25 protein-coding genes and 1 tRNA gene are annotated in these 25,966 nt (G+C 55.7%); 11 read left to right on the top strand and 15 right to left on the bottom strand.

The features are described 5' to 3' along the window. Positions 1-24 precede the first annotated feature (24 nt). The 5 genes from AC2FPW_RS02960 to AC2FPW_RS02940 all read right to left on the bottom strand — a co-directional run bounded on the left by AC2FPW_RS02960 (position 25) and on the right by AC2FPW_RS02940 (position 4,396). Positions 25-1,065: a substrate-binding domain-containing protein gene (locus tag AC2FPW_RS02960; protein WP_496812507.1), complete on the bottom strand. Its 1,041-nt coding sequence runs from the start codon at positions 1,063-1,065 to the stop codon at positions 25-27. Between the two features lie 185 nt (positions 1,066-1,250). Next, positions 1,251-2,297, bottom strand: a complete 1,047-nt coding sequence (locus tag AC2FPW_RS02955) for an ATP-binding protein (protein ID WP_480772696.1) — start codon at positions 2,295-2,297, stop codon at positions 1,251-1,253. A gap of 28 nt (positions 2,298-2,325) precedes the next feature. Then, a complete protein-coding gene (locus tag AC2FPW_RS02950; protein WP_480919556.1) occupies positions 2,326-2,850 on the bottom strand; it encodes a gamma carbonic anhydrase family protein in 525 nt (174 codons plus the stop codon). After that, positions 2,847-3,488, bottom strand: a complete 642-nt coding sequence (gmk, locus tag AC2FPW_RS02945) for a guanylate kinase (protein WP_496812506.1) — start codon at positions 3,486-3,488, stop codon at positions 2,847-2,849. Before gmk ends, AC2FPW_RS02950 begins: the two co-directional genes overlap by 4 nt. 17 nt (positions 3,489-3,505) lie before the next feature. Then, on the bottom strand, positions 3,506-4,396 hold the full coding sequence (locus AC2FPW_RS02940) for a YicC/YloC family endoribonuclease (RefSeq protein WP_496812505.1): 891 nt from the start codon (positions 4,394-4,396) through the stop codon (positions 3,506-3,508). Between the two features lie 245 nt (positions 4,397-4,641). On the opposite strand from AC2FPW_RS02940, the gene AC2FPW_RS02935 reads away from it, so the two are divergent. Beyond that, positions 4,642-5,316, top strand: coding sequence for a PAS domain-containing protein (locus tag AC2FPW_RS02935; protein ID WP_496812504.1), 675 nt, complete (start codon positions 4,642-4,644; stop codon positions 5,314-5,316). Positions 5,317-5,386: 70 nt separating this feature from the next. Here the strand turns inward: AC2FPW_RS02935 and AC2FPW_RS02930 are convergent, their stop codons facing one another. Next, positions 5,387-6,757, bottom strand: coding sequence for a class II 3-deoxy-7-phosphoheptulonate synthase (locus AC2FPW_RS02930; RefSeq protein WP_496812503.1), 1,371 nt, complete (start codon positions 6,755-6,757; stop codon positions 5,387-5,389). A 169-nt stretch (positions 6,758-6,926) separates the two neighbouring features. Here AC2FPW_RS02930 and AC2FPW_RS02925 point away from each other — a divergent pair, with 169 nt between their 5' ends. Further along, positions 6,927-7,931 carry a GlxA family transcriptional regulator gene (locus tag AC2FPW_RS02925; RefSeq protein WP_267365697.1) on the top strand — a complete coding sequence of 335 codons (1,005 nt, stop codon included), beginning with the start codon at positions 6,927-6,929 and terminating at the stop codon, positions 7,929-7,931. Positions 7,932-7,933: 2 nt separating this feature from the next. Here the strand turns inward: AC2FPW_RS02925 and AC2FPW_RS02920 are convergent, their stop codons facing one another. Then, on the bottom strand, positions 7,934-9,031 hold the full coding sequence (locus tag AC2FPW_RS02920) for a PQQ-dependent sugar dehydrogenase (RefSeq protein WP_496812502.1): 1,098 nt from the start codon (positions 9,029-9,031) through the stop codon (positions 7,934-7,936). Between the two features lie 154 nt (positions 9,032-9,185). Here AC2FPW_RS02920 and AC2FPW_RS02915 point away from each other — a divergent pair, with 154 nt between their 5' ends. From AC2FPW_RS02915 to AC2FPW_RS02905, 3 genes are all read left to right on the top strand, one after another. Continuing rightward, positions 9,186-10,367, top strand: a complete 1,182-nt coding sequence (locus AC2FPW_RS02915) for an ABC transporter substrate-binding protein (protein ID WP_209503916.1) — start codon at positions 9,186-9,188, stop codon at positions 10,365-10,367. A gap of 106 nt (positions 10,368-10,473) precedes the next feature. After that, entirely contained in the window at positions 10,474-11,262 is a 789-nt protein-coding gene (locus AC2FPW_RS02910; protein ID WP_209596275.1) for an ABC transporter ATP-binding protein, read from the top strand. Positions 11,263-11,270: 8 nt separating this feature from the next. Further along, complete coding sequence (locus AC2FPW_RS02905) at positions 11,271-12,101, top strand: ABC transporter ATP-binding protein (protein WP_267366696.1); 831 nt, start codon at positions 11,271-11,273, stop codon at positions 12,099-12,101. Between the two features lie 138 nt (positions 12,102-12,239). Here the strand turns inward: AC2FPW_RS02905 and AC2FPW_RS02900 are convergent, their stop codons facing one another. Then, on the bottom strand, positions 12,240-12,593 hold the full coding sequence (locus AC2FPW_RS02900) for a hypothetical protein (RefSeq protein WP_496812501.1): 354 nt from the start codon (positions 12,591-12,593) through the stop codon (positions 12,240-12,242). 561 nt (positions 12,594-13,154) lie between these two features. Here AC2FPW_RS02900 and AC2FPW_RS02895 point away from each other — a divergent pair. The 4 genes from AC2FPW_RS02895 to AC2FPW_RS02880 all read left to right on the top strand — a co-directional run bounded on the left by AC2FPW_RS02895 (position 13,155) and on the right by AC2FPW_RS02880 (position 16,456). Beyond that, positions 13,155-13,484 carry a hypothetical protein gene (locus tag AC2FPW_RS02895; RefSeq protein ID WP_480564750.1) on the top strand — a complete coding sequence of 110 codons (330 nt, stop codon included), beginning with the start codon at positions 13,155-13,157 and terminating at the stop codon, positions 13,482-13,484. A 215-nt stretch (positions 13,485-13,699) separates the two neighbouring features. After that, on the top strand, positions 13,700-14,710 hold the full coding sequence (locus AC2FPW_RS02890; protein WP_496812500.1) for a branched-chain amino acid ABC transporter permease: 1,011 nt from the start codon (positions 13,700-13,702) through the stop codon (positions 14,708-14,710). Continuing rightward, positions 14,707-16,020, top strand: a complete 1,314-nt coding sequence (locus AC2FPW_RS02885; protein ID WP_480564747.1) for a branched-chain amino acid ABC transporter permease — start codon at positions 14,707-14,709, stop codon at positions 16,018-16,020. Before AC2FPW_RS02890 ends, AC2FPW_RS02885 begins: the two co-directional genes overlap by 4 nt. Before the next feature lie 181 nt (positions 16,021-16,201). Beyond that, positions 16,202-16,456, top strand: coding sequence for a hypothetical protein (locus AC2FPW_RS02880; RefSeq protein ID WP_496812499.1), 255 nt, complete (start codon positions 16,202-16,204; stop codon positions 16,454-16,456). Positions 16,457-16,488: 32 nt separating this feature from the next. On the opposite strand, the gene AC2FPW_RS02875 is transcribed toward AC2FPW_RS02880, so the two are convergent. Continuing rightward, positions 16,489-18,036 carry a helicase HerA-like domain-containing protein gene (locus AC2FPW_RS02875; RefSeq protein WP_496812498.1) on the bottom strand — a complete coding sequence of 516 codons (1,548 nt, stop codon included), beginning with the start codon at positions 18,034-18,036 and terminating at the stop codon, positions 16,489-16,491. Between the two features lie 432 nt (positions 18,037-18,468). Here AC2FPW_RS02875 and AC2FPW_RS02870 point away from each other — a divergent pair, with 432 nt between their 5' ends. Next, positions 18,469-19,077, top strand: a complete 609-nt coding sequence (locus AC2FPW_RS02870; RefSeq protein ID WP_496812497.1) for an invasion associated locus B family protein — start codon at positions 18,469-18,471, stop codon at positions 19,075-19,077. A 67-nt stretch (positions 19,078-19,144) separates the two neighbouring features. Here AC2FPW_RS02870 and AC2FPW_RS02865 read toward each other — a convergent pair whose 3' ends face one another. Genes AC2FPW_RS02865 through AC2FPW_RS02850 form a run of 4 tightly spaced genes read right to left on the bottom strand, consistent with a single transcriptional unit; the run spans position 19,145 to position 23,386 of the window. Continuing rightward, positions 19,145-20,353, bottom strand: a complete 1,209-nt coding sequence (locus tag AC2FPW_RS02865) for a beta-ketoacyl-[acyl-carrier-protein] synthase family protein (protein WP_267366704.1) — start codon at positions 20,351-20,353, stop codon at positions 19,145-19,147. Between the two features lie 9 nt (positions 20,354-20,362). Next, complete coding sequence (locus tag AC2FPW_RS02860; protein WP_171723262.1) at positions 20,363-20,620, bottom strand: acyl carrier protein; 258 nt, start codon at positions 20,618-20,620, stop codon at positions 20,363-20,365. 32 nt (positions 20,621-20,652) lie between these two features. Further along, positions 20,653-21,744, bottom strand: coding sequence for a UDP-3-O-(3-hydroxymyristoyl)glucosamine N-acyltransferase (locus AC2FPW_RS02855; RefSeq protein ID WP_496812496.1), 1,092 nt, complete (start codon positions 21,742-21,744; stop codon positions 20,653-20,655). Between the two features lie 34 nt (positions 21,745-21,778). Beyond that, complete coding sequence (locus AC2FPW_RS02850; protein WP_496812495.1) at positions 21,779-23,386, bottom strand: L,D-transpeptidase family protein; 1,608 nt, start codon at positions 23,384-23,386, stop codon at positions 21,779-21,781. Between the two features lie 353 nt (positions 23,387-23,739). On the opposite strand from AC2FPW_RS02850, the gene mepK reads away from it, so the two are divergent. Further along, positions 23,740-24,309, top strand: a complete 570-nt coding sequence (gene mepK, locus AC2FPW_RS02845; protein WP_480480893.1) for a peptidoglycan L,D-endopeptidase MepK — start codon at positions 23,740-23,742, stop codon at positions 24,307-24,309. Between the two features lie 275 nt (positions 24,310-24,584). Here the strand turns inward: mepK and AC2FPW_RS02840 are convergent. Together AC2FPW_RS02840 and AC2FPW_RS02835 are read right to left on the bottom strand one after the other, a co-directional pair. Continuing rightward, a tRNA-Arg gene (locus tag AC2FPW_RS02840) sits at positions 24,585-24,661 on the bottom strand. A 77-nt stretch (positions 24,662-24,738) separates the two neighbouring features. Beyond that, complete coding sequence (locus tag AC2FPW_RS02835) at positions 24,739-25,959, bottom strand: cysteine desulfurase (RefSeq protein WP_496812494.1); 1,221 nt, start codon at positions 25,957-25,959, stop codon at positions 24,739-24,741. Between the last annotated feature and the right edge of the window lie 7 nt (positions 25,960-25,966).

The following is a 25,966-nucleotide window of genomic DNA, read 5'->3' as shown; positions in this document are numbered from 1 at the left end:
CGGTATTTCGAACCAAAGGCCGGATTAGCTGCCCGAACCCATGGTTACTTCGTTGGCGATTGCATCCTGAGTCTTTGCCAGCTCAGGGTCCGCAACCAGACCATAATTTGCCAGAGGACCCGAAGCACCTGCGATTTCGTCGTGGGTAAAGAACTGGGCGTATTCTTTCAGGCCGGGAATCACGCCGATATGGGCTTTCTTCACGTAGAAGAACAGCGGGCGCGAAACCGGATATTCACCGGTCGAGATGGTTTCGGTCGAAGGAGCGATACCCGACATGGTGGCCACTTTCAGCTTGTCGGTGTTGTTCTCGTAGAACGCCAGGCCGAAGATGCCGATGCCATTGGGGTTGGTGTCGATACGCGCCAGCGTTTCGGTGTAGTCACCATCGATGTCGACCGCTTTCCCGTCGGTACGAACGGCCAGACATGCATCTTCTGCGTCGTCTTCGCTCATACCGCCAGCAATCATGGCTTCCAGCGCGCCGGTCGCTTCACAACCGATCAGCAGAACTTTTTCTTCGAACACTTCACGGGTGCCGTGTTTGGTGCCCGGAATAAAGCCCGCGATTTCTACATCAGGCAGTTCAGAGTTGAATTCGGCCCAGGTGGTGTAAGGATTATCAACCACTTCGCCGTCTTTCAAAACTTTTGCGCCCAAAGCGTTAAAGATGTCGGTAGGTTCAAAAGCGGTGAAGGCAGGACCGGTCTGCTGGCTTGCAAAAACGATACCATCATAACCGATGCGGACTTCCATGATGTCAGTCACACCGTTTTCGGCGCAGGCTTTGATTTCTTTTTCACGGATCGCGCGCGATGCGTTTGCAATGTCGATGGTGTTTTCACCAACACCCTCACAGAAACGCTTCAGACCAGCTGACGAACCGCCCGATTCAACAACCGGGGTCGGGAAGTCGGTGTTCTCACCAAACAGTTCCGCAACGATCGAGGCATATGGCAGAACGGTCGACGAACCGGCAACCTGAACGTTGTCACGGGCAGCGGCGGTGGTTGCCGAGACGGCGGCGATTGCCAGCGCAGAAGCCGACAGTTTCACAAAGGACATTTCAGTCTCCTTGAAAAGGTATGATTGATCACCCCCATGATGATCCTGCGTGCACCCCTAGGGGCCGTGCGTAAGCCTTTTGTGACAAGTGTGTAACGCTTTTATGACAACTCTCGAATATCCTGAGATTTCGGGTCAAAAAATCGTAACGAGGAAGATTTCGTAGGGTGGTAATGCGGGAAGGGCTACCGTGGTAAGATGACCGTAAACACGGAACCTTTTCCCAACTCACTTTCCACGCGCAACCGTCCGCGGTGGCGATTGACGATGTGCTTGACGATGGCCAGCCCCAGCCCCGTTCCACCCAACTGCCGGGATCTGTGATTGTCGGCGCGATAGAATCGCTCGGTCAGACGTGGCAGATGCACGGAATCAATTCCTGGCCCCTTGTCGATGACCTTCACCCGCACCCCAGGTCCACGCATCGCCGCGTCACGCTCTGATGACAGAACGCTGACTGTGACGCTGCCACCGCTGGCACCGTATTTGATTCCGTTTTCGATCAGGTTGGTGAATACCTGCCGTAACTGATCGCTGTCTCCGGTCACGGAAAGTGGGCCGTCCTGTGCGTCAAGCGTTAGCGTCACACCCGCCTCTTCCGCCAGGGGGCGCAACGAGTTCAGGGTGGATTGCAGCAGCCCTGTCAGCTCCAGCTGTTGATTTGGGCGTACTCTTTCTTCGCTTTCCACGCGGTTCAGGGACAAAAGATCGCCAACCAGCCGGTTCATCCTGTTGGCTTCATCAGCCATGATTTGCAGGAACCGGTCACGCGCAGCCGGATCGTTGCGTGCAGGGCCGCGCAGGGTTTCAATGAAGCCCATCAGTGCCGTCAAAGGCGTCCGCAATTCGTGACTGACATTGGCAACAAAGTCGCGGCGCATCTGACTTGCCTGCTCCAGATGCGTGACATCTTGAAAAGTGGTCAGAACGGCCCCGCCCGACACGGCTCCGACCCCGTTCATATACCGGCATTGCACATCAAATGTTGTGTCCTGTGCACCATCATTGGAAAGATGACGTGCCGTCTTGGTTCCCTTCGATTGAAGGCTTTGTTCAATTGCTTCAAGAACCTGTGGCTGCCGCAGGATGGTCGCAAAATGCCGCCCTACGATATTCTGCCCCAAAAGGGTTTTCGCATCCGTATTGGCGGCAACGATTCGTTCGGTCTGATCCACCATCAGCGCGGGCATAGGGATGGCCTGGACAAATCCATCAAGAAGGTCATCTGACATGCTTCAAACCCCGATCAATCCACGCGCCTTATTGAGCAGCTCTCAGGGTGTCACGAAACCTGCGCATGTTTTCCTGATAGTGCAGCGCGCTTAGGGTAATCCGTTTTGCTGCGACCTCGTCCAGCTGGCGCACCACTTTGCCCGGAGCCCCCATCACAAGGGAATTATCCGGAATCTCCTTGCCTTCCGTGATCAGGGCCCCTGCCCCGATCAGGCAATTCCGGCCGATCCGGGCACCATTCAGAACAATCGCGCCCATTCCGATCAGAGTATTTTCTCCGATCGTACACCCGTGCAGCATCACTTTGTGTCCGATGGTGCAATTCGAACCGATCGACAAAGGATACCCGGCATCGATATGCATGACGCAGTTTTCCTGAACGTTGCTGCCTGCACCAACGCGGATTTCCTCGTGATCTGCGCGTATCGTGCAGCCGAACCAAACCGAGGCGCCCTGTTCCAGCACGACCTTGCCGATTAGGTTGGCATCGGGCGCAACCCACGTGTCCTCGTGAATATCCGGCATGTGCTCGCCTAACGCGTAGATCGTCATGACAGCTCCTCGAATTCGTTTTGAAGTTTGCGCACGTGCTGTTGCAGATTTGGCTGTTGAATACGGCGCATCCGTTCGGCGCTGACGATGGTCTTCAGCTTCTTCTCGGTCGCCTCAAGATCGTCATTGATCAGGACATAATCGTAATAGCCCCAGTGGCTGATCTCGTCCCAGCTTTTGAGCATCCGCCTTGCGATAACTTCATCGCTATCCTGTCCACGCGATTCCAGACGGCGGCGCAGTTCAGGGATCGACGGCGGCAGGATGAAGATCGACAGCGCGTGTTTACCCAAGTCCGAATTGCGAATCTGCACCTCGCCTTGCCAGTCCACGTCGAACAGAACGTCCTTGCCCGCGTGAATCGAGCTACGCACCGGATCAGCGGGTGAGCCGTAGAAATTGCCGAAAACATGCGCATGTTCCAGCATCTGGCCATTGGAGACCTTCTGCTTGAACTCGTCCTCTGAAAGAAAATAGTAATCCCGCCCATGTTCTTCTCCCGGACGCGGGGCGCGGGTTGTGGCCGAGACCGAAAACTCAAGGTCCTTGTCCCAGTCCATCAGCCGCTTTGCTAGGGTGGATTTGCCTGCCCCGGACGGGGAAGACAGGATGATTAAAAGGCCTCGGCGATCCGCCATATCAGTCGTTCCCATCATTATTCTACGTTTTGCACTTGTTCGCGCATCTGATCGATCACCGCCTTCAATTCCAGCCCGACAGCCGTCAGTTCCGTACTCTGAGCCTTGGAACACAGCGTGTTGGTTTCGCGGTTGAATTCCTGCATCAGGAAATCAAGTTTGCGTCCGACAGCCCCTTCTTGCCCAAGCAGCTCTCTTGCTGCGACGACATGTGCAGACAGGCGGTCAATCTCTTCGGTAATGTCGGCTTTGACCGCGATCAATGCCAGTTCCTGCGCGACGCGATCCGGGTCCGCGCCCTGCGCGTTGTCCAGTACGTGCGCCAGATTGTCCCGCAATGTCGCGGCCATCTTGTCCTTACGATGCACGGCCAGATCAGCTGCCTGAGCTGTCAGCGCCGCAACTTGGTCCAACTGAGTGTTCAGCACGGCAGCCAACGCTTCGCCCTCGGCCCGGCGCATTTCGACAAAAGCGGCCAACAGGTCGTTGAAATCTTCGGTCAGGCGCACCACCAGCGGCGCGGGATCATCCGCATCTGCGGTTGCATCCAACATGCCTTTCAGTGCCAATAGGTCCGAGGCGCGCGCCGGTTCCAGAGCGATACCGCGCGAAGCTGCCATCTTGTGTGTTTGTTCCAACGCGCTCAGGGCAGCGGCCATAGCGACCTCGTTCAATGCCAGTTCCGAGGCAGAGTCCTCGCGGGTCAGACGCATTGAAAGGGTCACATTCCCTCGGCTCAGGGATTTTGACAGCGCGGCCCGAAGGGCCACCTCAAGCCCGGTCAGCCAATCAGGGACGCGCAGGCGCATATCAAGGCCTTTGCCGTTAACACTGCGCAACTCCCACGTCCAGCTGTGCGGTCCGTATTCCCCCTTCCCCGAGGCAAACCCGGTCATGGATCTGATCATGCCTGTCCTTTCCTGTGACCTCACCCAATTGGATGTGTGCCGCACCTAATGCGATTGGCCGGTGCAGAGCAAGAGTTTGCTGAGGCCGCATTTGTTTGGCGTAAGTTAACCATTCGTTAAAGAATTGCTCCAAAATTGAATAAACCCGAGTCAAACTACCCCTGGTAATGGCTTGCAGGCCACAAATGCTCCGGTTGTGTTGCATTTTATGAAAATGGCGGCCAATTGACGTAAGGGTGAAGAAAATGAAAACCTTTTTCGGGACTGGTTCCGGGTCAGAATTTGGAAAGATCGTCGCAATGGATCGCTTTGACAGTGGGCGCAGCCTTACGCCGATCCGCCAGGCCGAGGCGTATTGGACTGCATTGCTGAGCGGTGACGGTGTTCCGATGCGGTCTCAGGTCGACCCGCGTGGACTGGAAAACATACTTGAATATACTTTCATTCTTGAACGGATCGCGCCCGGACTGGCCCGGTTTCGCCTTGCCGGAAGCCACTTGAACGCGCTTGCCGGGATGGAGGTTCGCGGCATGCCTGTGACGGCCTTTTTTCAACCTGATGACCGCGCCAGTCTTAAGGACGTTCTGGAGCAGGTATTCGCAGCACCCGCCGTTGCCGAACTGGGGCTGGATTCGAGCGGGATACTGGGACGTACCAGGATGCAGGCCTGCATGATCCTTTTGCCGCTCAAAAGCGATCTGGGCGACGTCAGCCGGGTTCTGGGCGTCATGGTTGCGGATGGTGCGATTGGTAAAACCCCACGCAGATTTTCGATTACGGATACGCGGATCAAATCGTTTTCGGAAGTTCAGGCGCCAGTTCCTGCTATGCCTCAAACCGTTGACGGTTTCGCCGAAGACCAAACGGATTTCAAACGCGCGGCCAAACACCTTCGTCTGGTCGTGTCGCGCGATGACTGAACCAGTTTGAACACCCGGAACAAAAAAACAGCGGACCGTTGGCCCGCTGTTTTTCCATCTTTTCGCACGCTTAACTTGCGGCGCGTTTTGATCCGTTACGGCGTAGGTTGGTCAGTTCTTCCGCCACAAGGAACGCCAGTTCCAGCGACTGAGACGCGTTCAGGCGCGGGTCGCAGGCGGTGTGGTAACGATCCGACAGATCCTCTTCGGTCACGGCCCGCACACCACCGGTGCATTCGGTAACGTCGAGACCGGTCATCTCGAAATGGACACCGCCAGGGATCGTGCCCTCGGATTGATGCACACCAAAGAAATCGCGCACCTCACGCAGGACAGAATCGAACGGGCGGGTTTTGTAACCCGTGGCCGATTTGATCGTATTGCCGTGCATCGGGTCGCAGACCCAAGTAACCTTAGCGCCTTCTTCCTTCACGGCCTTGACCAGACGCGGAAGGTGTTCACCCGCCTTGCCTGCACCAAAGCGCGCGATCAGGGTCAGGCGGCCCTCTTCATTTTCAGGGTTCAGCTTCGACATGAGAACCTTGAGGTCTTCTGCCGTCGTTGTCGGACCACATTTCAAACCGATCGGGTTCAGAACGCCACGACAGAACTCGACATGTGCGCCGTCAGGCTGGCGTGTACGGTCGCCGATCCAGATCATGTGGCCAGACCCGGCCAGCCAGTTGCCCGAGGTCGAATCCAGACGAGTCAGCGCCTCTTCATATTCCAGTAACAGACCTTCGTGACTGGTGTAGAATTCAACAGTCGAGAATTCGTGCGTCGTGTCTGCCGTGATACCAGCCGCTCCCATGAAGTCGATGGTGTCTTGAATGCGGTCCGCAACTTCGGAATACTTCTGAACGTCCTGTTCGTCGGTAAAGCCCAGCGTCCACGAATGAACACGGCTCATGTCGGCGAAGCCACCGGTTGAGAAGGCACGCAGCAGGTTCAACGTGGCCGCCGCCTGCGTGTAGGCCTGCAACATCTTTCCGGGATTCGGAATCCGCGCTTCGGGCGTGAACGCCAGTTCGTTGATGATGTCACCCCGGTAGCTGGGCAGTTCTATACCATCCACAACCTCGGTCGGGGCGCTGCGCGGCTTTGCAAATTGACCGGCCATGCGACCGACCTTTATCACAGGCACCTTGGCACCATAGGTCAGAACCATCGCCATTTGCAGCATCACCTTGAAGGTGTCACGGATCGCATCGGCGCTGAATTGTTCAAAGCTTTCAGCACAATCCCCGCCCTGAAGCAGGAAGGCCTCGCCGCGACCGGCGGCACCAAGATGTTGCTTGAGGCGCCGCGCTTCACCGGCAAAGACCAGCGGGGGATACTGCGAAAGCTGGGCCTCGACCTTGGCCAATGCGGCCGCGTCGGTATACTCTGGCATCTGAACCCGGGGCTTGTTGCGCCAGTTCGACTTTTGCCATTCGGTCATAGCTTTGATCTCCGCTGAAGTGTTCAGGTCGCCTCTATACAAAAAGCAATGAAGAGTGACCATATCCCATTTGCGCCTCTTGACGCCGCAAACAAGCTTTGATCATGGTGACTGCCAAATACGTCGCCGGATACCAGGTTTTCCCGCGCAGAATTAAGGACATTTTGTCATGCAAGTGCAACGCCAAGCAGTCACGGTGGAAAATGCTGGGGCCACACCCCGCCATTTCGTTTTTGTCCTGCTGGACAAGTTTTCGCTGCTGTCTTTTGCGTCGGCGCTCGACAGTCTGCGCATCGCAAACCGCATGGCCGACAAACAACTTTATACATGGACGCTTTCAGGTGAAGGCGGAGATTCGATTTCATGTTCGGCCGGAACCGAATTCAAACTGGATCGTGACCTGGACGAACTGCAACGCGACGATGTCGTTCTGATTTGCGGGGGCGTTGACGTACAAGCCGCGACCACCAAACGCATTCTGAACTGGTTGCGGCGCGAGGCACGGCGCGGATTGCGGATCGGCGGTCTGTGCACGGCTGCTTATACCTTGGCCAAGGCGGGTCTGCTAGACAACAAGCGCGCCACGATACATTGGGAAAACTCAGACAGTTTCATCGAAGAATTCGATGAGGTCGAGTTGACGAAAGCTGTCTTTCAGATTGACGGCGGTCGTATGACGACGGCTGGAGGGACCTCGTCTATCGACCTGATGCTCAAATTGATTGCAGACGATTTCGGCGAAGACCTAGCAAATGCGGTGGCGGATCAGATGATCTATTCGTCAATCCGGACAGATCAGGACACGCAGCGCCTATCTACACCGACACGGATTGGCGTACGTCACCCCAAGCTGAGTCAGGTCATCCTGATGATGGAAAAGAACATAGAAGAGCCGATCTCACCTTCGATTCTGGCCAAGGAAGTCGGCATGTCGACCCGCCAGCTTGAGCGTCTGTTCCGGCGCTATCTCAGCCGCTCGCCCAAGCGGTACTATATGGAACTTCGCTTGCACAAGGCGCGGAACCTGCTGATGCAAACGGATATGAGCGTCATCAACGTAGCGCTGGCCTGTGGGTTCGCTTCGCCCAGCCATTTTTCAAAATGCTACCGCGCGCATTACAACACCACACCCTATCGCGAACGCGGAGCGCAAAGCGGGCGGCTATCGGTGTAAGGTCACTCCGCCGGAGATATTCTGTAAACGGCCCCCTTCCCAACCGAAATAAACCAGATCGACCCGTCTGGCGCTTCGACGATATCGCGGACACGCTCGGTTTCAGGGCTTCTGATCTGTTCGGCCTCATGCATTGGATCGCCCTGAAGTCGGGCGATATAGTCAAATTTCAACGATCCTACGAAAATATCACCTGCCCATTGCGGCCAGAGCTTGCCGGAATAAACCAGCAGGCCGGACGGCGCGATGGAAGGATCCCAGTAGTGAGCTGGCTGTTCCAGCCCCTCTTTCGATGTACCTTCCCCGATTTTTTCACCTGAATAATGCGTACCATAGGAGATGAGAGGCCAACCATAATTCCGGCCTGCGCGGGGTTGGTTGATTTCATCTCCACCCCGCGCCCCGTGTTCCGAGGTCCAAAGTCGGCCACGCGCGTCCAAATCCGCGCCCTGTGGATTTCGATGACCGTATGACCATATTTCGGGTTCGATATTCGATTGCCCGACAAAGGGGTTATCTGCCGGAACCGTCCCATCGCGGTTGATACGGATGACCGAGCCCATGGGATTGGACCGATCCTGTGCATTCTCCGCCTGCCCACGGTCACCGAGGGTCACGAACAATGTCCCGTCCAGCGCTTCGACCACACGACTGCCAAAATGCCGACCACCCGTACCACCGGGCGATGCCTCGAAAATTACTCGGAAGTTCTGAAGGCTTTTGCCAGTCTCGGACAGGCGCGCAACCGCAACCGCAGTCCCTGCACCGTCGCCCTGAGGTTTTGCGAAGGTCAGAAAGATCTCTCGGCTTTGATTGAAATTGCGCGAAATCGTGACGTCCAGCAATCCGCCCTGCCCCAAAGCCGCAACCTTTGGAACGCCTGAAACATCCCCAACTTGTCCATTTCGCACATACAGCAACCTTCCAGCCCGTTCCGTGACGAGGAAACTTTCATCGGGCAAAATGCCAACCGCCCATGGGGTCTCCAGCCCGCCGATCATTTCTTCCAGTTCGATCATCCCGGTGGAAACCGACAACGTCTGGGCTGCGGCATTCCAGGCGCAGAGTGAGAAAGACAGAATCATCGCCGTCCTGAACATTCTGATCCCTTTCGATAACAATCAGGGGTGAGCCCCAACAAAACAGATAGATTTTCAACCGAAAAAGACACGTTTGCGTTAGGACTTTTCTTTTCCGAACAGCTTGCCTAGGGTCGTCGCCAGAACGAATACGTTCACAACTGGGAGTAACCATATGAAAAAGCTGCTTACTGCAACTGCAGCAACTGCATTGCTGGCCGGCGCAGCCATGGCCGAAGATGTCAAACTGGGGATTTTGATCGGCTTTACCGGCCCGATTGAATCGCTGGCCCCTGCCATGGGGTCGGGTGCTGAGCTGGCAATCGCCGAAGTCAACGAATCCGGCAAGTTCATGAACGGCGCCAGCGTGGCTGGTGTACGTGCTGATACCGGCTGTATCGACAATGGTCTGTCCACCTCGAACGGCGAGCGTATGATCGCTGACGGCGTTGCAGGCATCATCGGCGGCGACTGTTCGGGTGTTACCGGCGCGATTCTGCAAAACGTTGCCATTCCAAACGGCATGGTCATGATCTCGCCTTCGGCGACCTCGCCCGGCCTGTCGACCATGGAGGACAACGGCCTGTTCTTCCGCACCGCACCGTCGGATGCGCGCGAAGGTCAGGTTATGGCTGATATCCTCAAGGATCGCGGCATCAACTCGATCGCGCTGACCTATACCAACAACGACTATGGCAAAGGTCTGGCCGATGCGATCCAGACGTCCTTCGAAGCGGTTGGCGGTGAAGTGACCATCGTTACGGCGCATGAAGACGGCAAAGCCGACTATTCGGCTGAAGTTGGCGCGCTGGCCTCGGCCGGTGGCGACATTCTGGTTGTCGCGGGTTATCTGGACCAGGGTGGTCTGGGCATCATCCAGTCGTCGCTGGACAGCGGTGCGTTTGACACCTTTGGTCTGCCCGGTGGCATGATCGGTGACTCGCTGCCCGCAAATGTCGGCCCCGACCTGAATGGCTCGTTCGGTCAGATCGCCGGGTCCGGTGGAGAAGGTGCCGAAAAGTACTTTGCACTGGCCGAAGCAGCCGGATTTGACGGTTCTTCGCCCTATTCGCCCGAATCCTATGATGCGGCAGCGCTGTTCATGTTCGCCATGCAAGCCGCCGGTTCGACCAACCCGGCAGATTACGCGGGCAAAGTTATGGACGTCGCCAATGCGCCGGGTGAAAAGATCTATCCGGGTGAACTGGCCAAAGGTCTGGAACTGCTGGCCGCCGGTCAGGACATCGACTATGTCGGCGCGTCCGGTGTCGAGTTGATCGGCCCCGGCGAAAGCGCAGGGTCGTACCGCGAGATCGAAGTGACCGACGGCGAAAACAAGACCGTCAACTTCCGTTGATCCCGCATATCAAGCTATAAAATCAGACAGCCCGGGCCTTGTGTCCGGGCTGTTTCAATGACAAAAGGCTGCACCTCGTTTCACGGGGACAAGGCAAGGGGATACCATGATCGTCGTCGAGGACGTGCATAAGCATTTCGGCGGATTTCACGCGGTGGACGGGGCGTCGCTGGAAATCCAAAAAGGGTCGATCACCGGCCTGATCGGGCCCAACGGGGCCGGAAAAACCACTCTGTTCAACGTGATCGCCGGTGTTTTGCCTCCGACCAGCGGCAAGGTGGTTATGGATGGTGAAGATATCACCGGCCTGCCCCCGCACGAACTGTTTCACAAGGGATTGCTGCGCACGTTCCAGATCGCGCATGAGTTTTCGTCGATGACCTGCCGCGAAAACCTGATGATGGTGCCCGGTGCGCAATCGGGTGAGGCGCTGTGGAATACCTGGTTCGGACGCAAGCGCATCGCTGATGAAGAGCGCGCGTTGAAAGCCAAGGCAGACGAGGTGCTGGAGTTTCTGACCATCGAACATCTGGCCGATCACAAGGCCGGTCAGGTTTCGGGCGGTCAAAAGAAACTGCTGGAACTTGGTCGTACCATGATGGTGGACGCCAAGATCGTATTTCTGGACGAGGTCGGAGCAGGCGTGAACCGCACCCTGCTGATGACCATCGCTGATACGATCCTGCGCCTGAACAAAGAGCGTGGTTATACGTTTGTTGTCATCGAGCACGACATGGATTTCATCGGCAAGATCTGCGACCCGGTCATCTGCATGGCCGAGGGCAAGGTTTTGGCCGAGGGTACTCTGGATGAGATTAAGGCAAACGAGCACGTGATCGAAGCCTATCTTGGCACCGGCCTCAAAAACAAAGACAAGCTGGAGGCCCAGACATGACCGCTGGCATGAGCGACAACCCCTATCAGGACGACAAGGGCAACAAGGACGCATCGATTACCAACACGCAAGGTATCGGAACAATGACGCCTGCCCATCGTAAAAGCGGGACGACTCATCGCGTTGAAGGCGGCCCGTTTCTGATCGGCGACACCATGACCGGCGGTTATGGCAAAGGCCCGGACATCCTGCACGACTGCACCATTGCCGTGGACAAGGGTGAGATCGCCGTTATCGTCGGCCCCAATGGCGCGGGCAAGTCAACGGCGATGAAGGCCGTGTTTGGGATGCTGGATGTGCGCGCCGGCTCTGTACGCCTGGATGGCGAGGATATCACCAGCCTCACCCCACAAGACCGCGTAATCCGCGGTATGGGCTTTGTTCCTCAGACATCGAACATTTTCACCTCGATGACTGTCGAGGAAAATCTGGAAATGGGTGCCTTTATCCGGCACGACGATTTCTCGGACACAATGGAGCAGGTCTATGATCTGTTCCCAATTCTGCGTGACAAACGCAACCAACCTGCCGGCGAACTGTCCGGCGGTCAGCGCCAACAGGTTGCCGTGGGTCGCGCGCTGATGACGCAACCCAAGGTCCTGATGCTGGACGAGCCCACCGCAGGTGTCTCACCCATCGTGATGGATGAGCTTTTTGACCGCATCATCGAGGTCGCACGCACCGGCCTGCCGATCCTGATGGTTGAACAAAACGCCCGCCAGGCGCTGGAGATTGCCGATAAGGGATATGTGCTGGTTCAGGGGCGAAACGCCTATACCGGTACGGGCAAGGAATTGCTGGCCGATCCGGAAGTGCGGAAGAGTTTCTTGGGCGGTTGAGGATGAGACGGAGCGCAAACTCCCTTTTGGTGCGCACCGTCCTCCTCATTCTAGCAGTGGGTTCGCAGAAACACGTTGCTTCAAGGAAAACAGTGCAGAAAATCACTGCATAACCAAGTGCAACCGCCTTCCTAATTCTCACCCCGCCGGATTGCTACAATATCCAGAGTCATTCGCGGCATGTGGGCCTTTGACCGACATGTCATAGTGCAGGTTATCGAAATCCACCACAAAGGTCACCACGTTCTGATCCATGATATGCAGGAAGGTGAGCGAGTTCAGACCGGGAATAATCTGCGCCTCGCCCTTGATGTTTTCGGCCACGATGAACCCCTTGTCCGTCTCACCCGACCGCGCCAGAGTCACCGATCCCCCGTTTTTGTCGGAGAGGCAATTGACGACAAAATCCGCGCCATTCAGCGGGTCGTCGATTGCAGCTTGAACGAATGTGGGCATCAACAGGCCAGCCGTGATCAGCGCGGTAAATCTCATGAGTTTCTTCCTTCGGTTACTTATGCCTGCCTTCGCGCGCTATTACGCTCGCGAGATCAGCCTTATATTTCGGTCCTGGCTGCGCTCGACAATCACATCTTCCGCAGCTCAACGAAGTGAACTTAGGAAAAACCCTTTCGTATCATAGACCTGACCCAGCCATTTCACCGGAACTTGAGGCCAGGTGAGGTGGTGTGCGCTCAGCTTGAGACAAAAACAATCTGGGGCCCTAGATTGGCAGACAGAACGGCTCGGCGCGGGTCACTTTGAACCTGAATCGCTCAACCTATGTCTGATTGTGTTTTCAATATGTCAGGATAATGGTGCGTTGAATTTGAGGACGTTAAACATGACTGTTATTTACTTGTTTTAATGGCTCTTTCACGAGACCAAATCGGTTATTTTCACGCGTTACTCAAAGGGCAAAAAACACGCTTAAGTTCAATTTGTGACATAATGGAGCTTTAGGCGGGCCATCCACGCCGGTCGGGCCATATTACTGAACCAATGGCTCGACAGTTCGAAGGCGAATGCAAAATCGAAGACAAGGACCCGCAGACTATGAAACTCTGGATCGCTTTGCCGCTTGCCCTATTTTCGGCCACTCAGGCAGTAGCCGAAGAACGCCACCTATTGTGCACCTCCGACCGCGACGGCAGCGAAATCCGCCTTAGCCGTGCCGCGGACGGTGACAAAGGTAGCATTGAAACCCCAATAGCCGCAGGCGATGCTGTGATCCTCAAAGGCGTGGGCAGCATGACGTTCATGTATATCGAAGGTCAGAACGTGATGACGCTGGTGGTTCAACTTGACGACATGTCCTATGATCTGTCTGTCAAAGGTCCCCATGCCGACGAGGATTTCGGCAAATGCCAAGACGTTCAGGCGTGACTTTGCATCCAAGCAATACTGCCGGGTGGCCACGCTGACCTCAAAAGTCGCGCGGCTTCACCTGCGGGTTTGGTTCTCGGAATCTCACAAGCCTTTCTGGTTCCGCGTTACCCAGGCAAAAAACGTTCGTCCAATTCGTTGAAAACCATAGCCGTGTGTTGAATTACCAATGGTACACATGCCATAAAGCCGCACCCGGACAGTGAGAAGAATTCATGGATTTACTGAACGCGTTGGTCACACTGGCCAACTTTGTCATCGTGCCTGCGATTGCCTATGGCAGCCAGCTGGCATTGGGAGCGCTAGGCGTGACCCTGATCTACGGCATCCTGCGGTTTTCGAACTTTGCCCATGGTGACACCATGGCCTTTGGGGCGATGATCGCTGTGCTTGTCACTTGGGGCTTACAGGCCGCTGGTGTCAGCTTTGGGCCGTTGCCGACTGCCCTGCTCGCCCTGCCCTTTGCCATCCTTGGCTGCATCCTGCTGGTGTTGGTCACGGACAGGCTGGTCTACCGCTTTTACCGTGAACAAAAGGCCAAGCCGGTTATCCTTGTGATCGTATCAATGGGTGTAATGTTCATCATGAACGGTTTGGTGCGCTTTATCATCGGGCCGGATGACCAAAAGTTTTCGGACGGTGCAAGATTCCTGATATCCGCGCGGGATTTCAAATCCATGACGGGCCTTCAGGAGGGGCTGGCTATCAAGACCTCGCAAGGGATTACACTGATAGTGGCCGTTATTGCCGTGGCCTTGTTGTTCTGGTTCCTCAATAAAACACGAACCGGGAAATCGATGCGCGCCTATTCCGACAACGAGGATCTGGCGCTTTTGTCCGGCATCAACCCTGAACGTGTTGTGATGATCACCTGGATCATCGTAGCCGCCTTGGCGACCACAGCGGGTGTTCTATACGGGTTGGACAAAAGCTTTAAACCCTTCGTCTATTTCCAGCTTCTGCTGCCGATTTTCGCTTCGGCCATCGTGGGTGGCCTTGGTAACCCACTGGGCGCAATTGCAGGCGGGTTCATCATCGCGTTTTCCGAGGTGACGATCACCTATGCCTGGAAAAAAGTTCTGACCTATGTGGCCCCCGAAAGCCTGGAGCCGTCCGGATTGGTCCAGCTCCTGTCCACCGATTACAAATTCGCTGTCAGCTTTGTCATCCTGCTGATCGTGCTTCTGTTTAAGCCCACGGGCCTGTTCAAGGGAAAAGCAGTATGACCGAATCTGTCAAAAACACTCTGCTTTTCATTGCTGTTGGCAGTCTCATTTTGCTGACCGGTTTCACGCAAAGCTGGAACACTGCCGTTCTGATCCTGAACATGGGGCTGATCTCTGCCATCATGGCGATCGGTGTGAACCTGCAATGGGGCTTTGCGGGCCTGTTTAACGTAGGGGTCATGGGCTTCGTCGCGCTGGGCGGTCTGGCCGTGGTTCTGGTTTCGACAGAGCCTACTCCGGGTGCTTGGGGCGCCGGCGGTTTTGGTATCGTTCTGTCCTTGCTACTGGGGGCTGCCACCGTTGTTGCAGCCGTACTGGTGGCAACAAGACTGCCCAAAGGCCGGGTGCAGACGCTCACAATAATCACTGTCCTTATCGTCGGCTTCTTCCTCTACCGGGCCGTGTTCGACCCCAATGTTGCCGCGGTCGAGGCCATTGACCCGGCGATTGCCGGAAACATCGGTGGACTGAACCTGCCCGTTCTGCTGGCCTGGCCTGCCGGAGGTCTGCTGGCTGCCGGGGCGGCGTGGCTGATTGGCAAAACCGCGCTAGGGCTGCGGTCAGATTATTTGGCGATTGCCACGCTGGGTATCGCCGAGATTATCATCGCCGTCATGAAGAACGAGGACTGGCTGGCCCGCGGCGTGAAGAACGTCTATGGCATCCCGCGTCCCTCCCCGGTTGTCGGGTATGAAGTTGACTTGCAGCAAGATCCGGCTTTTCTTGCCCGCGCCGAATGGCTGGGGCTGGATCCGGTCACTGCATCCACCCTCTCGGTGAAGCTTGGGTATTCTCTGCTGTTCATGCTGGTTCTTCTGGTGCTGCTCTGGATGGCGCAAATGGCGCTGAAAAGCCCGTGGGGCCGTATGATGCGCGCAATCCGCGACAATGAAGTTGCAGCCGAAGCGATGGGCAAGGACGTCACCCGTCGCCACTTGCAGATTTTCGTATTAGGGTCGGCCATTTGCGGCATCGCAGGCGCGATGATGACCACTCTGGACGGACAGCTGACGCCGGGCACCTACAATCCGCTGCGCTTTACCTTCCTGGTTTGGGTCATGGTGATCGTTGGCGGTTCGGGCAACAACTTCGGGGCCGTTTTGGGTGCGTTCCTGATATGGTTCTTGTGGGTTCAGGTCGAACCGATTGGCTTGTGGTTGATGAGTGTTATCACTGCAGGCTTGCCGGATGGCAGCGCGCTGAAGGCACATCTTATTGATAGTGCCGCACATATGCGCCTGTTCACGATGGGCCTGATCCTGTTGATTGTTCTCAGATTCAGCCCAAGGGGTCTGATCCCCGAGAAATAGGTCCGCGCCACGTTCCAATGTGCAAAACCGCGCCACTTATCTGGCGCGGTTTCTTGATTCTTAAGGTTTTTCTGAATAAACGAACCCACCACAGTGTTTTCGATTTGCGGCAGGTTGCTGGCACTCACCCTCGCCTATGCCGTTTCAATCGATCAACAAGACGAGTAGATAAGAGTAGAAAATGAAAGCACCACATCTGAAATCACTCATTCTGTTTCCGGCTATTGCGGTTGCGGTATCCGCTTGTGTTCCCAGCCTCGAAGATCTTGAGACGACGCCCGTCAAGGTTCAGACACCTAAAGGTGTCGTGACCTGTCAGTTGTATCGTCAGGATCGCGTGACCTGGGACCGTGCAATCGACTTCCCAGCCACGAAGATGTCTGTTCCCGAGGCTGACGCCTATTGTCGCCAGGAAGGCCAACGCCGACTGAAGTAAACGCTGTAGCGCCCACCAAGGACGCTACGTTTTTACCTGTTGCGAAACAATCCGCCGAGGATACCGCGCACGATCCGGCGCCCGGTTGTGCCCTTAAGCTCTTTGATCACCGCTTCGGTCATTGCCGTGGCAAACGTGTCCTGCTTGCGCTCAACCCGGGAGGAGGACCGGCCGACCCGGCTGCCCGAATATCTGCGGGCCGAAGAATATTCGCGTTCGATCGGCGATTGCGCCTCAAGAACTTCGTCGGATTCGGCCAGTTCAGCGGCATTGGCCGCAGCTTGGGCCCGCGCCTGAAGAATCTCGAAGGCTGATTTTCGATCTACGCTCTTGTCGTATTTCCCTGCCATCGCCGAGGCGGCAAGGATATCCCGGCGTTCGGCATCTGAAATAGGCCCCAGCTGAGATCCCGGCGGACGAATAAGCGTACGCTCGACCACGCCCGGAACACCTTTCTTTTGCAGCATTGAGGTGACGGCCTCCCCCACACCGACTTCGCGAATTGCCGTTTCCGTGTCAAAAGTAGGGTTCTCGCGATAGGTTTCAGCGGCCAGCCGCAGGTTCTTTCGATCCCGCGCCGTGAATGCCCTTAATGCGTGCTGAATACGGTTGCCCAGCTGTCCAAGAATATCTTCCGGGATATCGGCGGGGCTTTGAGTAATGAAGTATACACCCACACCCTTTGAACGGATCAGGCGGGCGACCTGTTCGACCTTGTCCACCAGAACCTTTGGCGCATCGTCGAACAACAGATGGGCTTCGTCAAAAAAGAACACCAGCTTTGGTTTTTCGGGGTCTCCGACCTCTGGCAGCTCTTCGAACAGTTCACTCAACAGCCACAACAAAAACGTTGCATATAGCCGTGGGGCTGCCATCAGCTGGTCTGATGCCAGAATGTTCACCATTCCCTGCCCGTTTTCGTCAGTTCGCATCAGATCGGCCAGATCCAGTGCAGGCTCGCCAAACAGCTTTGTACCACCCTGATTCTCGAGGACCAGCAGACGTCGCTGAATCGCCCCAATCGAGGACGTGGATACATTGCCGTATCGCAATGACAGTTGCGCCCGATTCTCTCCGATCCAGACCAGCAACGCCTGTAGGTCCTTAAGGTCCAGCAACGGCATCCCTTCTTCGTCGGCCACGCGGAATGCGATATTCAGGATACCTTCCTGCGCCTCGCTCAACTCCAGTAACCGCGACAGCAACAGCGGGCCCATTTCTGTCACTGTCGTACGCACCGGATGGCCCTGTTCACCGAACAGATCCCAGAAAGTCACCGGACAAGCAGAATAGGCAAAATCCTCGAACCCGATCCGACCGGCCCGGTCCTGAAAGGCCTGATGCAGTTTGTGGGTCGCGCTTCCAGGAAGGGCCAGACCAGACAGATCCCCTTTCACATCCGAGAGGAATACCGGGACACCCGCCTGAGAAAAACCTTCTGCAAGAATCTGCAATGTCACGGTTTTGCCGGTACCAGTTGCCCCGGCAATCAACCCGTGGCGGTTGGCATATTTCAACGCCAGTTCCTGCGGCTGGCCATAGTTTTCACCGCCACCGCCCAAAAAAATATTCGTGCCCATTAACATTGCCTTATTGTTCACCGATCTGCCGCCAGCATACAAAGTTAACCTTTGACTGCGATAGTCTATTTGCCTTGCATTGCGAGGCAGACTTCCTCCCTGTCGACTGGCCGTGCCTGCTGGCACGGCCTTTTTGGTTTGGCCATCGGATTATTATTCTGGCGCATAGATTAAAAAATGAGGATAGCTGTTGACCCGTGTGCGCCCCTTCCGTAGGGTTTGCGCATAAATAAGTCGGCCAGTCCGACGGGGAGAAACTTATGGGGAAGGGAGCTGGTCGAACAGCTCCCTTTTTCTAATCTCCGAAGGTGCGGTTCCAGGCCTCAGGCAAGAATCCGTTCACGTTCGCAAAGGCTGTTCTGTTAGTGCCTGACACTGGTTCAGAAGAGTGTTAAACGAAGCAAAAAGATCAATCATCAACCCGAGGCATTCATGTTCAAGAAAATCCTCTCGTTCAACACGGTCGCCGCTGTTCTGCTTTCCGGTGCGGCGTATGCACAGGACACAACCCAAGAAAACCAGCTGCAGACTGAAGCGCCACAAACGGAAGTCGCTTCCGATCTCGACCTGGGAGAGAGTGGACCCCGCGTCGGTGAACAGTACCTCAAAGAGGAAAGCGGTGACTGGAAAATCACCTGTATCAAAACTGAGGATGGCAATGACCCCTGTTGGCTTCGCCAAATTCTGCTAGGGGAAGAAGGCCAACCGATTGCTGAAGTATCCGTAAACAAATTACCACGAGGCTCCGCGGCAATCGCCGGCGCGAGTCTTATTGTTCCTCTGGAAACTCTGCTTCAGGCACAAATCGCACTGTCCATCGACGGTGCTCCTAGTAAAAGATACAATTACCATCATTGTAACCCCGTCGGCTGCGTAGCCCAATTGGGCTTTACCGAGGGGGATGTCGATGCTCTGAAAGCAGGTAGTAAGGCAACCCTCTCTCTTGTCTCTGTCCTTGCACCCTCCCAACTATTGCAGATTGACGTTTCATTGGCTGGATTCACAAAAGGATATGACCAGCTAACGGTACTGGAGAACTGAGTCACCGGAAAAACTAGAAACGCCGCCTTTTTTGCTGGCGGCGTTCGGCAGAAAAATTATTGAAGCGTTAAACCCGCTTCAGGGCCAGTACGGCATTCAACCCACCAAAGGCGAATGCGTTGCTAAGCGCGACGTCGACCTTTGCTTCGCGTGCTTCGTTCGGTACCACGTCCAACGCGCATTCCGGGTCCGGTTCCTCATATCCAATCGTCGGTGCAATGACACCGTCCCGCAGTGCCATGATGCAGGCCAGCAGCTCAACAGCTCCGGTCCCGCCTATCAGGTGGCCGTGCATGGACTTCGTGGACGATATCATCAGATCGTCTGCGTGCGGCCCAAACACGTCGGCCACGGCTGCGCATTCGGTCTTGTCATTTGCAGCTGTTCCGGTGCCATGCGCGTTGATATAACCCACATCTTTTGCGTTCAGCTTCGCATCGGCCAAGGCACCGGCCATGGCACGCGCGGCCCCTTGTTTGCTGGGCATCACAATGTCCGAGGCATCCGATGACATGGCAAAGCCGACAACTTCGCACAGTATTTCGGCCCCTCGGGCGCGGGCGTGTTCGTATTCCTCAAAGACAAAGACACCAGCCCCTTCGCCCTGCACCATTCCGTTGCGGTTGGCACTGAACGGGCGGCACGCGTCTTTCGACATCACGCGCAGACCTTCCCAGGCTTTTACACCGCCGAAACACAACATAGATTCGGACCCGCCCGTAACCATGACCGGAGCCGCGCCGCTACGCACCATCTGAAAAGCCTGAGCCATCGCATGGTTTGATGACGCACATGCCGTCGACACGGTGAAACTGGGGCCTTTTAGGTTATGTTCCATTGAAACATGACTGGCGGCGGCATTGTTCATGAGCTTTGGAACGACAAAGGGGTGTACCCTGTTCTTCCCGTCCTCATAAACGGAACGGTAATTGTCATCCCAAGTCGAAACACCACCACCCGCGGTCCCCAGAACGACGCCTGATCTGGCCGCGAGTTCGCCGTGAAATTCGATGCCCGACTGTTCAATCGCCTCTTTGGCTGCTGTCAGGGTGAATTGGGTGAAACGGTCGTACAGCGACATCTGCTGTCGGTTGAACCGCCCTTCCGCCTCGAACCCCCGAACCTGTCCGCCGATCTTGATGGCCAACCGATCAACATCCCGGAATTCAAGTTCCGAAATACCACAACGACCTTCGCGCATTGCTTCCAGCGTGTCAGGGACCGAATGGCCCAGCGAATTGATCGTACCTGCTCCGGTAATGACAACGCGTTTCATGAGCGTGTGTCAGACCTTTTCCGACACAAGCTTTTCGATCCCAGAGATGATCGCGGCCACATTGGAGATATCAAAATCGTTGGCCTCGGGCTCGTTGGCATTGAAAGGAATCGAAATGTCGAACTCTTCCTCGATGGCAAATATGCTTTCGACCAGCCCTAGGCTGTCGATACCCAGATCTTCCAGCGTGCTTTCGGGCGTTACATCCGATGGCTCCAGAACGGCCTGCTCTGCAATGATCGCGATGACGCGGTCGCTGATGCTCATGTCGATCCCCTGATTATCAGTTTGAGGTTGATTTAATCGCTCGGGGTCTGTTTGAAAACAGCCTTTTTCAATGCCTCGACGTCGCGTGCCATACGGGGCAAACGCCGTTGTGCCTTGTAGATGTCCGTATGCGTTTCCATTTTGACGCCGGGATACCCCATGATCACGCGACCAGCAGGCACGTTGGAAAGTATCTTGGTGCCGCCACCGGCAATAACCCCATCCCCGATGAATATGTTGTCGACAACGCCGGTCTGACCGCCCAGAACCACGTTGTTTCCGATCTCAACCGAACCCGACACACCAGTCTGACCGCACAACAGGCAGTCCTGACCGACTCGGGTGTTGTGCCCGACATGGACCAGGTTATCCAACTTGGAACCGTGGCCAATATACGTATTTCGGATCGTGCCATTGTCGATTGTGCAATTCGCACCAATTTCAACGTCATCACCGATTTCCACAGCGCCCAGCGAATGAATGCGCAGCCAGCTCTGAGCTTTGGCCTCACCCTGATCGCCCATTGTCTTGCGTACATTTTCGACGCCCGAGACTTCGGGTGTTACAAAACTGAACCCGTCCCCGCCGATCCGGGCACCGGGTTGCGCAATAAAACGATCTCCGATCTGCGCCCGTGCGCCAATGCTGACCATTTCGCGCAACACCGCCTGGTCGCCCAATACGGCGTCCATTCCCACCACGCAATGTGCGCCTATGACAGAGCCCGCGCCGATCCGGGCGCGCGCGCCCACAACAACCAACGGACCAATCGCCACATCCAGACCAATTTCAGCGGTCGGGTCTATCACGGCCGAGGGGTGAATCCCCGGCTCGACCCCTTGCCCCCGGTCCAGCATGGAAGTGATGCCAGCCATCGCCATACGGGGACGTTTTACAAAAATCGCCGCACGCAATCCCATCGACTGCCAGTCGGCCCCTTCCCATAGGACGGCCGCACGAGCGGCTCCGTTGGTAAGCGCCTCGGCGTATTTCGGAGACATAGCCATCGCCAAATCTGTCGGGCCTGCATCGCCCGGTTCGGCGGCGCGCACGATCGTCAGGCCGCCATCGCCCTGACATTCGGCACCCAGAGACTCGGCAATCTGTTGTACGGTAAACTGCATGGCGGGCTTCCTTTTGGCAGGATTTGCCCTGTGCTTACCCCTGAACGTCCGGCAGGGCCACCCCTGCCTTTTGTAGGGCATCCCAAATCTTGCCGTCCCGCCCATAGACATCGCGGCGATACTGCACTTCACCTTTGGGCCCGATATAGGCCGTGCGGTAAATCAGATGCACCGGAACTTTCTGTTCCAAATTAACTTTGGTCTCTTTTCCGGTGTTCAGAACGCGATGGAAGAATGCCTTTGGATCTTCCTCTTGTTTGGCCAGCAAGGCGTATGCAAATTCAAAGGGCTGGGCCAAGCGGATACACCCATGTGAAAAGGCCCGAACTTCGCGCGAGAACAGGTTTTTCTGTGGAGTATCATGCAGATAGATGTTGTGCTTATTGGGGAACATGAACTTCACCAGACCCAGCGCATTGCTTTGGCTGGGCGGTTGACGCATTGCGAAGGGAAAATTGCTGGTCGTGAACTGGGTAAAGTCCACCGCACCCCGATCGACCTGCCTGCCGCTTCTGTCAGTTATCAGAATATGGCCCACGGAATTCGGGTTTGATTGCAGTTTCGGAAGGTATTCCTTGGTCACGATCGAGCGGGGAACATGCCAGCTTGGGTTGATCACCATATGCTCCATCTCATCCGAAAATTCCGGACTTCTTCGATCATGCACATTTTTACCGATGACTGCGCGGGTTTCAAAAGTGACTTGCCCTTCGTCCACGATCTTGGCCGTGAAGTCGGCTTGGTTCACAAGGATATGACGCGTGCCGCGTTCCCGAGGCAGCCAGCGTTCGCGTTCCAACGCAACGTAAACGGCTTTCAACCGGTCTGTGGCTGGACGGTTAATTTCAGCAATCGTCCCCTTGCCCGCCACACCATCGGTTTCAAGCCCATGCGCGGATTGAAAGGCACGAACGCCTTCAAGCAACGCGCTGTCGAAAGACGGGCTGGCGGACGGTTTCATGTAACCCATCACCACCAGACGGTCGCGCAGCTTGACAACATTCGGTCCCGTGTCGCCGTATTCCAGTTTGCTTTCGGGAACTGTTGGTCCCCATCCCCCTTGAAACACCAGCTTTTCCAAGGACAACTTCTGCTTCATCAATGCGCGGTATTGATGTGATTGCGGCGCCAGGGCTGTAAAGTAGGCCGCGCCCAGAGTGCTTATTCCCTGCAAATGCTCAACTGTGCTGCGTCGTTCTACGGACCGAACCAGCCCATCATCCACACTGCCGGGCCGGATTGCGCCCGCATAAAGCGCGTCGGCATATTCGACAAAGATACGGCTCAATTCTGCTTCAACCGCACCGAGATCGCGCACCGAACGGGCCTTTTCCATCTTCTCCATCACGGCGGCAACAGTCGGCTCGGCCTGTGGAAGGCCGTGCAGATGCGCATTCGTAAGCGCATTTATCAGCGCCGCGCGGCGTTGAGTGTGTTCAGGCGTATCGCCGACCCAAAGCGGCGAAAATCCGTTTGCCCGGTAGAACTCAACCAGTTGCGGCGCCTGCTGAGTATGTTCAGCCATCGCCATCTGAAACGCAGTTCCTGGCGTAGCTTCGGACGACACATTGGCGACGGATGCAGTAGCCACGAAACACGCGGCAAACAGGATGCTGGTACTGGTGCGGAGAACAGAAAACATAGGATGGCCTTGGAATTCAATAGTTTGAACTGGTGATTTATACGTCGAACAACTATGCAGTCGCGCCAGAACGCTTGTCCACTCACGATATCCTTACCAAATCGCTTCTTCGTGGGCCTGATGCGCGTTTGCATCGGCTGCGCGGCCCAAAGCCCACAACTGCGAAATATTTGTGATGCTCTGTGGCAAATGCGCAAAAAACTGCCGAAAATTCCCCCTTGAAAAGGTGAAAATGAAACACTTCTTGGCCGTCGAATCCGATTGTGCCATAAATCCCGCATCTGGGATGGGAATAATTAAGACAGTGCACGTAACATCGTGTGCAGGCAGGAACAGTACGGGACGAAACCAAAATGACAGAGAGCAGTTCCTCGGGCTTGACCCGGCGTGCCCTATTGGGAGCGTTTGCAGCAACGGCAGTCGTAGCAGCACCCACCTACTCCAACGCAGCAGGCTTTTTACGCGGTGGCGGCGATATTCGTCGCATTCGTATGTATTCCGGTCGCACTGGCGAACGGTTGGATATGATCTATTGGGTCGATGGTAAGTATATCAAGGACGCTGTCAAAGAAGTGAACAACTTCATGCGTGATTGGCGCACAGATCAGGTAAAATCCATCGATTTACGCACGATTGATATCATGGCGGCATCACACAGCCTGCTGGATGTCAACGAACCCTACATGCTGTTGTCCGGCTATCGCTCACCTCAGACCAACGCAATGCTGCGTTCCCGGTCCCGCCGTGTGGCGCGCAACTCGCTTCACATGGAAGGGCAAGCAGCTGATTTGCGCCTTGCCTCCCGCTCGGTATCGCAGATGGCCAAGGCGGCGATGTCGTGCCGCGCAGGCGGTGTTGGTCAGTATTATGGATCGAACTTCGTACACATGGATTGCGGCGTAGTTCGCACCTGGCGCGGGTAAAACCTGAACACATCGGTTCTGTTTGGAACTTTTGACTGACTGAGTTTCTCACTCGGTTTTCTAACATTCGTGGCGGTTGGCGGCAGAGCCGCCAAATCAGCTACTACAATAACCCCCGATACCCGACAGCGAATCCCTCCCTCAAATACTGCAACTCAGCAGTATTTTTGCACTCATGGGCCGTTGTGATGACTGCACGATCAACGCATTAAGCAATCCAATCGACAAGTCCGCTGTTCAGGGCTTCCGATTTCAATCCGACGTTGAATATTGGGTGGCGCACCTGAGAGGATTCGAACCTCTGGCCTCTGCCTTCGGAGGGCAGCGCTCTATCCAGTTGAGCTACAGGTGCCTTGGCCGTTAGCTAACCTTGTTCCAATCCGGGTGCAACTGCAAATCGCGATTGCCGCACCCTTATCAAGACCAAAATCAGGCAAACAGATCATGCGCCAATTCAAGCGCTTCGATCAGCGTATCTACTTCATCGGTAGTGTTATAGAGACCAAAACTGGCGCGGCATGTTGCCGTCACCCCCAGGTGGTCCATCAGCGGCCCTGCACAGTGGTGACCGGCACGAACCGCAACACCTTTCTTGTCGAGAATGGTAGAAACGTCGTGTGCATGGCCAGCACCGTCCAGCGTAAAGCTGAAAATCGCGGCCTTGTCCGGGCGAGTGCCCTGAACCTGCAACCAGTTCAGTCCGGTCAGACGTTGCATCGCGTAATCGCGCAAGCTGGATTCATGGGCAGCGATGTTTTCCATCCCCAGGTCCATCATATACTCCAGCGCTACGCCAAGACCGATGGTCTGAACGATCCCCGGCGTGCCGGCCTCGAACTTCATTGGCGGGTCATTATAGATGACCTGATCCTTGCTGACCTCTTTGATCATGTCGCCGCCACCGATAAAGGGGCGCATTTCAGCCATGCGTTCGGATTTGATGAAAATCGCACCCGACCCTGACGGACCATAAAGCTTGTGGCCTGTGATTGCGTAGAAATCGCACCCGATCTCTTCGACATTTACTGGCATGTGAACGGCACCCTGACTGCCATCAACCAGAACCGGAACGCCCTTGGCATGTGCGCCATCAGTTATGGCTTTGACATCCACGACCGTACCCAGCACGTTCGAGCAGTGCGTCACAGCAACCAGCTTGGTTTTCGGCCCGATTGCATCGATTACCGCCTGAGGGTCAAGCCCGCCCTCTGCGTCGACATCGACCCATTTCAGCACAACGCCCTGTCGTTCGCGCAGGAAATGCCAGGGTACGATGTTTGCATGGTGCTCCATCACACTCAGAACGATCTCATCCCCCGCTTCAAGTCGCGGCATAGCCCAGCCATAGGCGATCAGGTTTATCCCTTCGGTGGTACCAGAGTTCAGGACGATCTCATTCTCGTTCGATGCCCCCAGAAACCGCGCGATCGTGCCACGAACGGCCTCGTATTTCTCTGTCGCAAGATTGGACAGAAAATGCAGGCCACGATGGACATTCGAATACTCCTCGGCATAGGCCCGCGTCACCGCGTCAATGACCACCTGAGGTTTCTGAGCCGAAGCACCATTGTCGAGATACGTCAAAGGCTTGCCATTCACCTGACGCGACAGGATCGGAAAGTCAGAGCGGATTTTCTGCACATCATACATAAGAGTG

This window comes from Ruegeria sp. SATB027 (assembly GCF_059613825.1).
The sequence above is the reverse complement of the archived record's forward strand: the minus strand, read 5'-3'. Positions and strand labels throughout refer to the sequence as shown.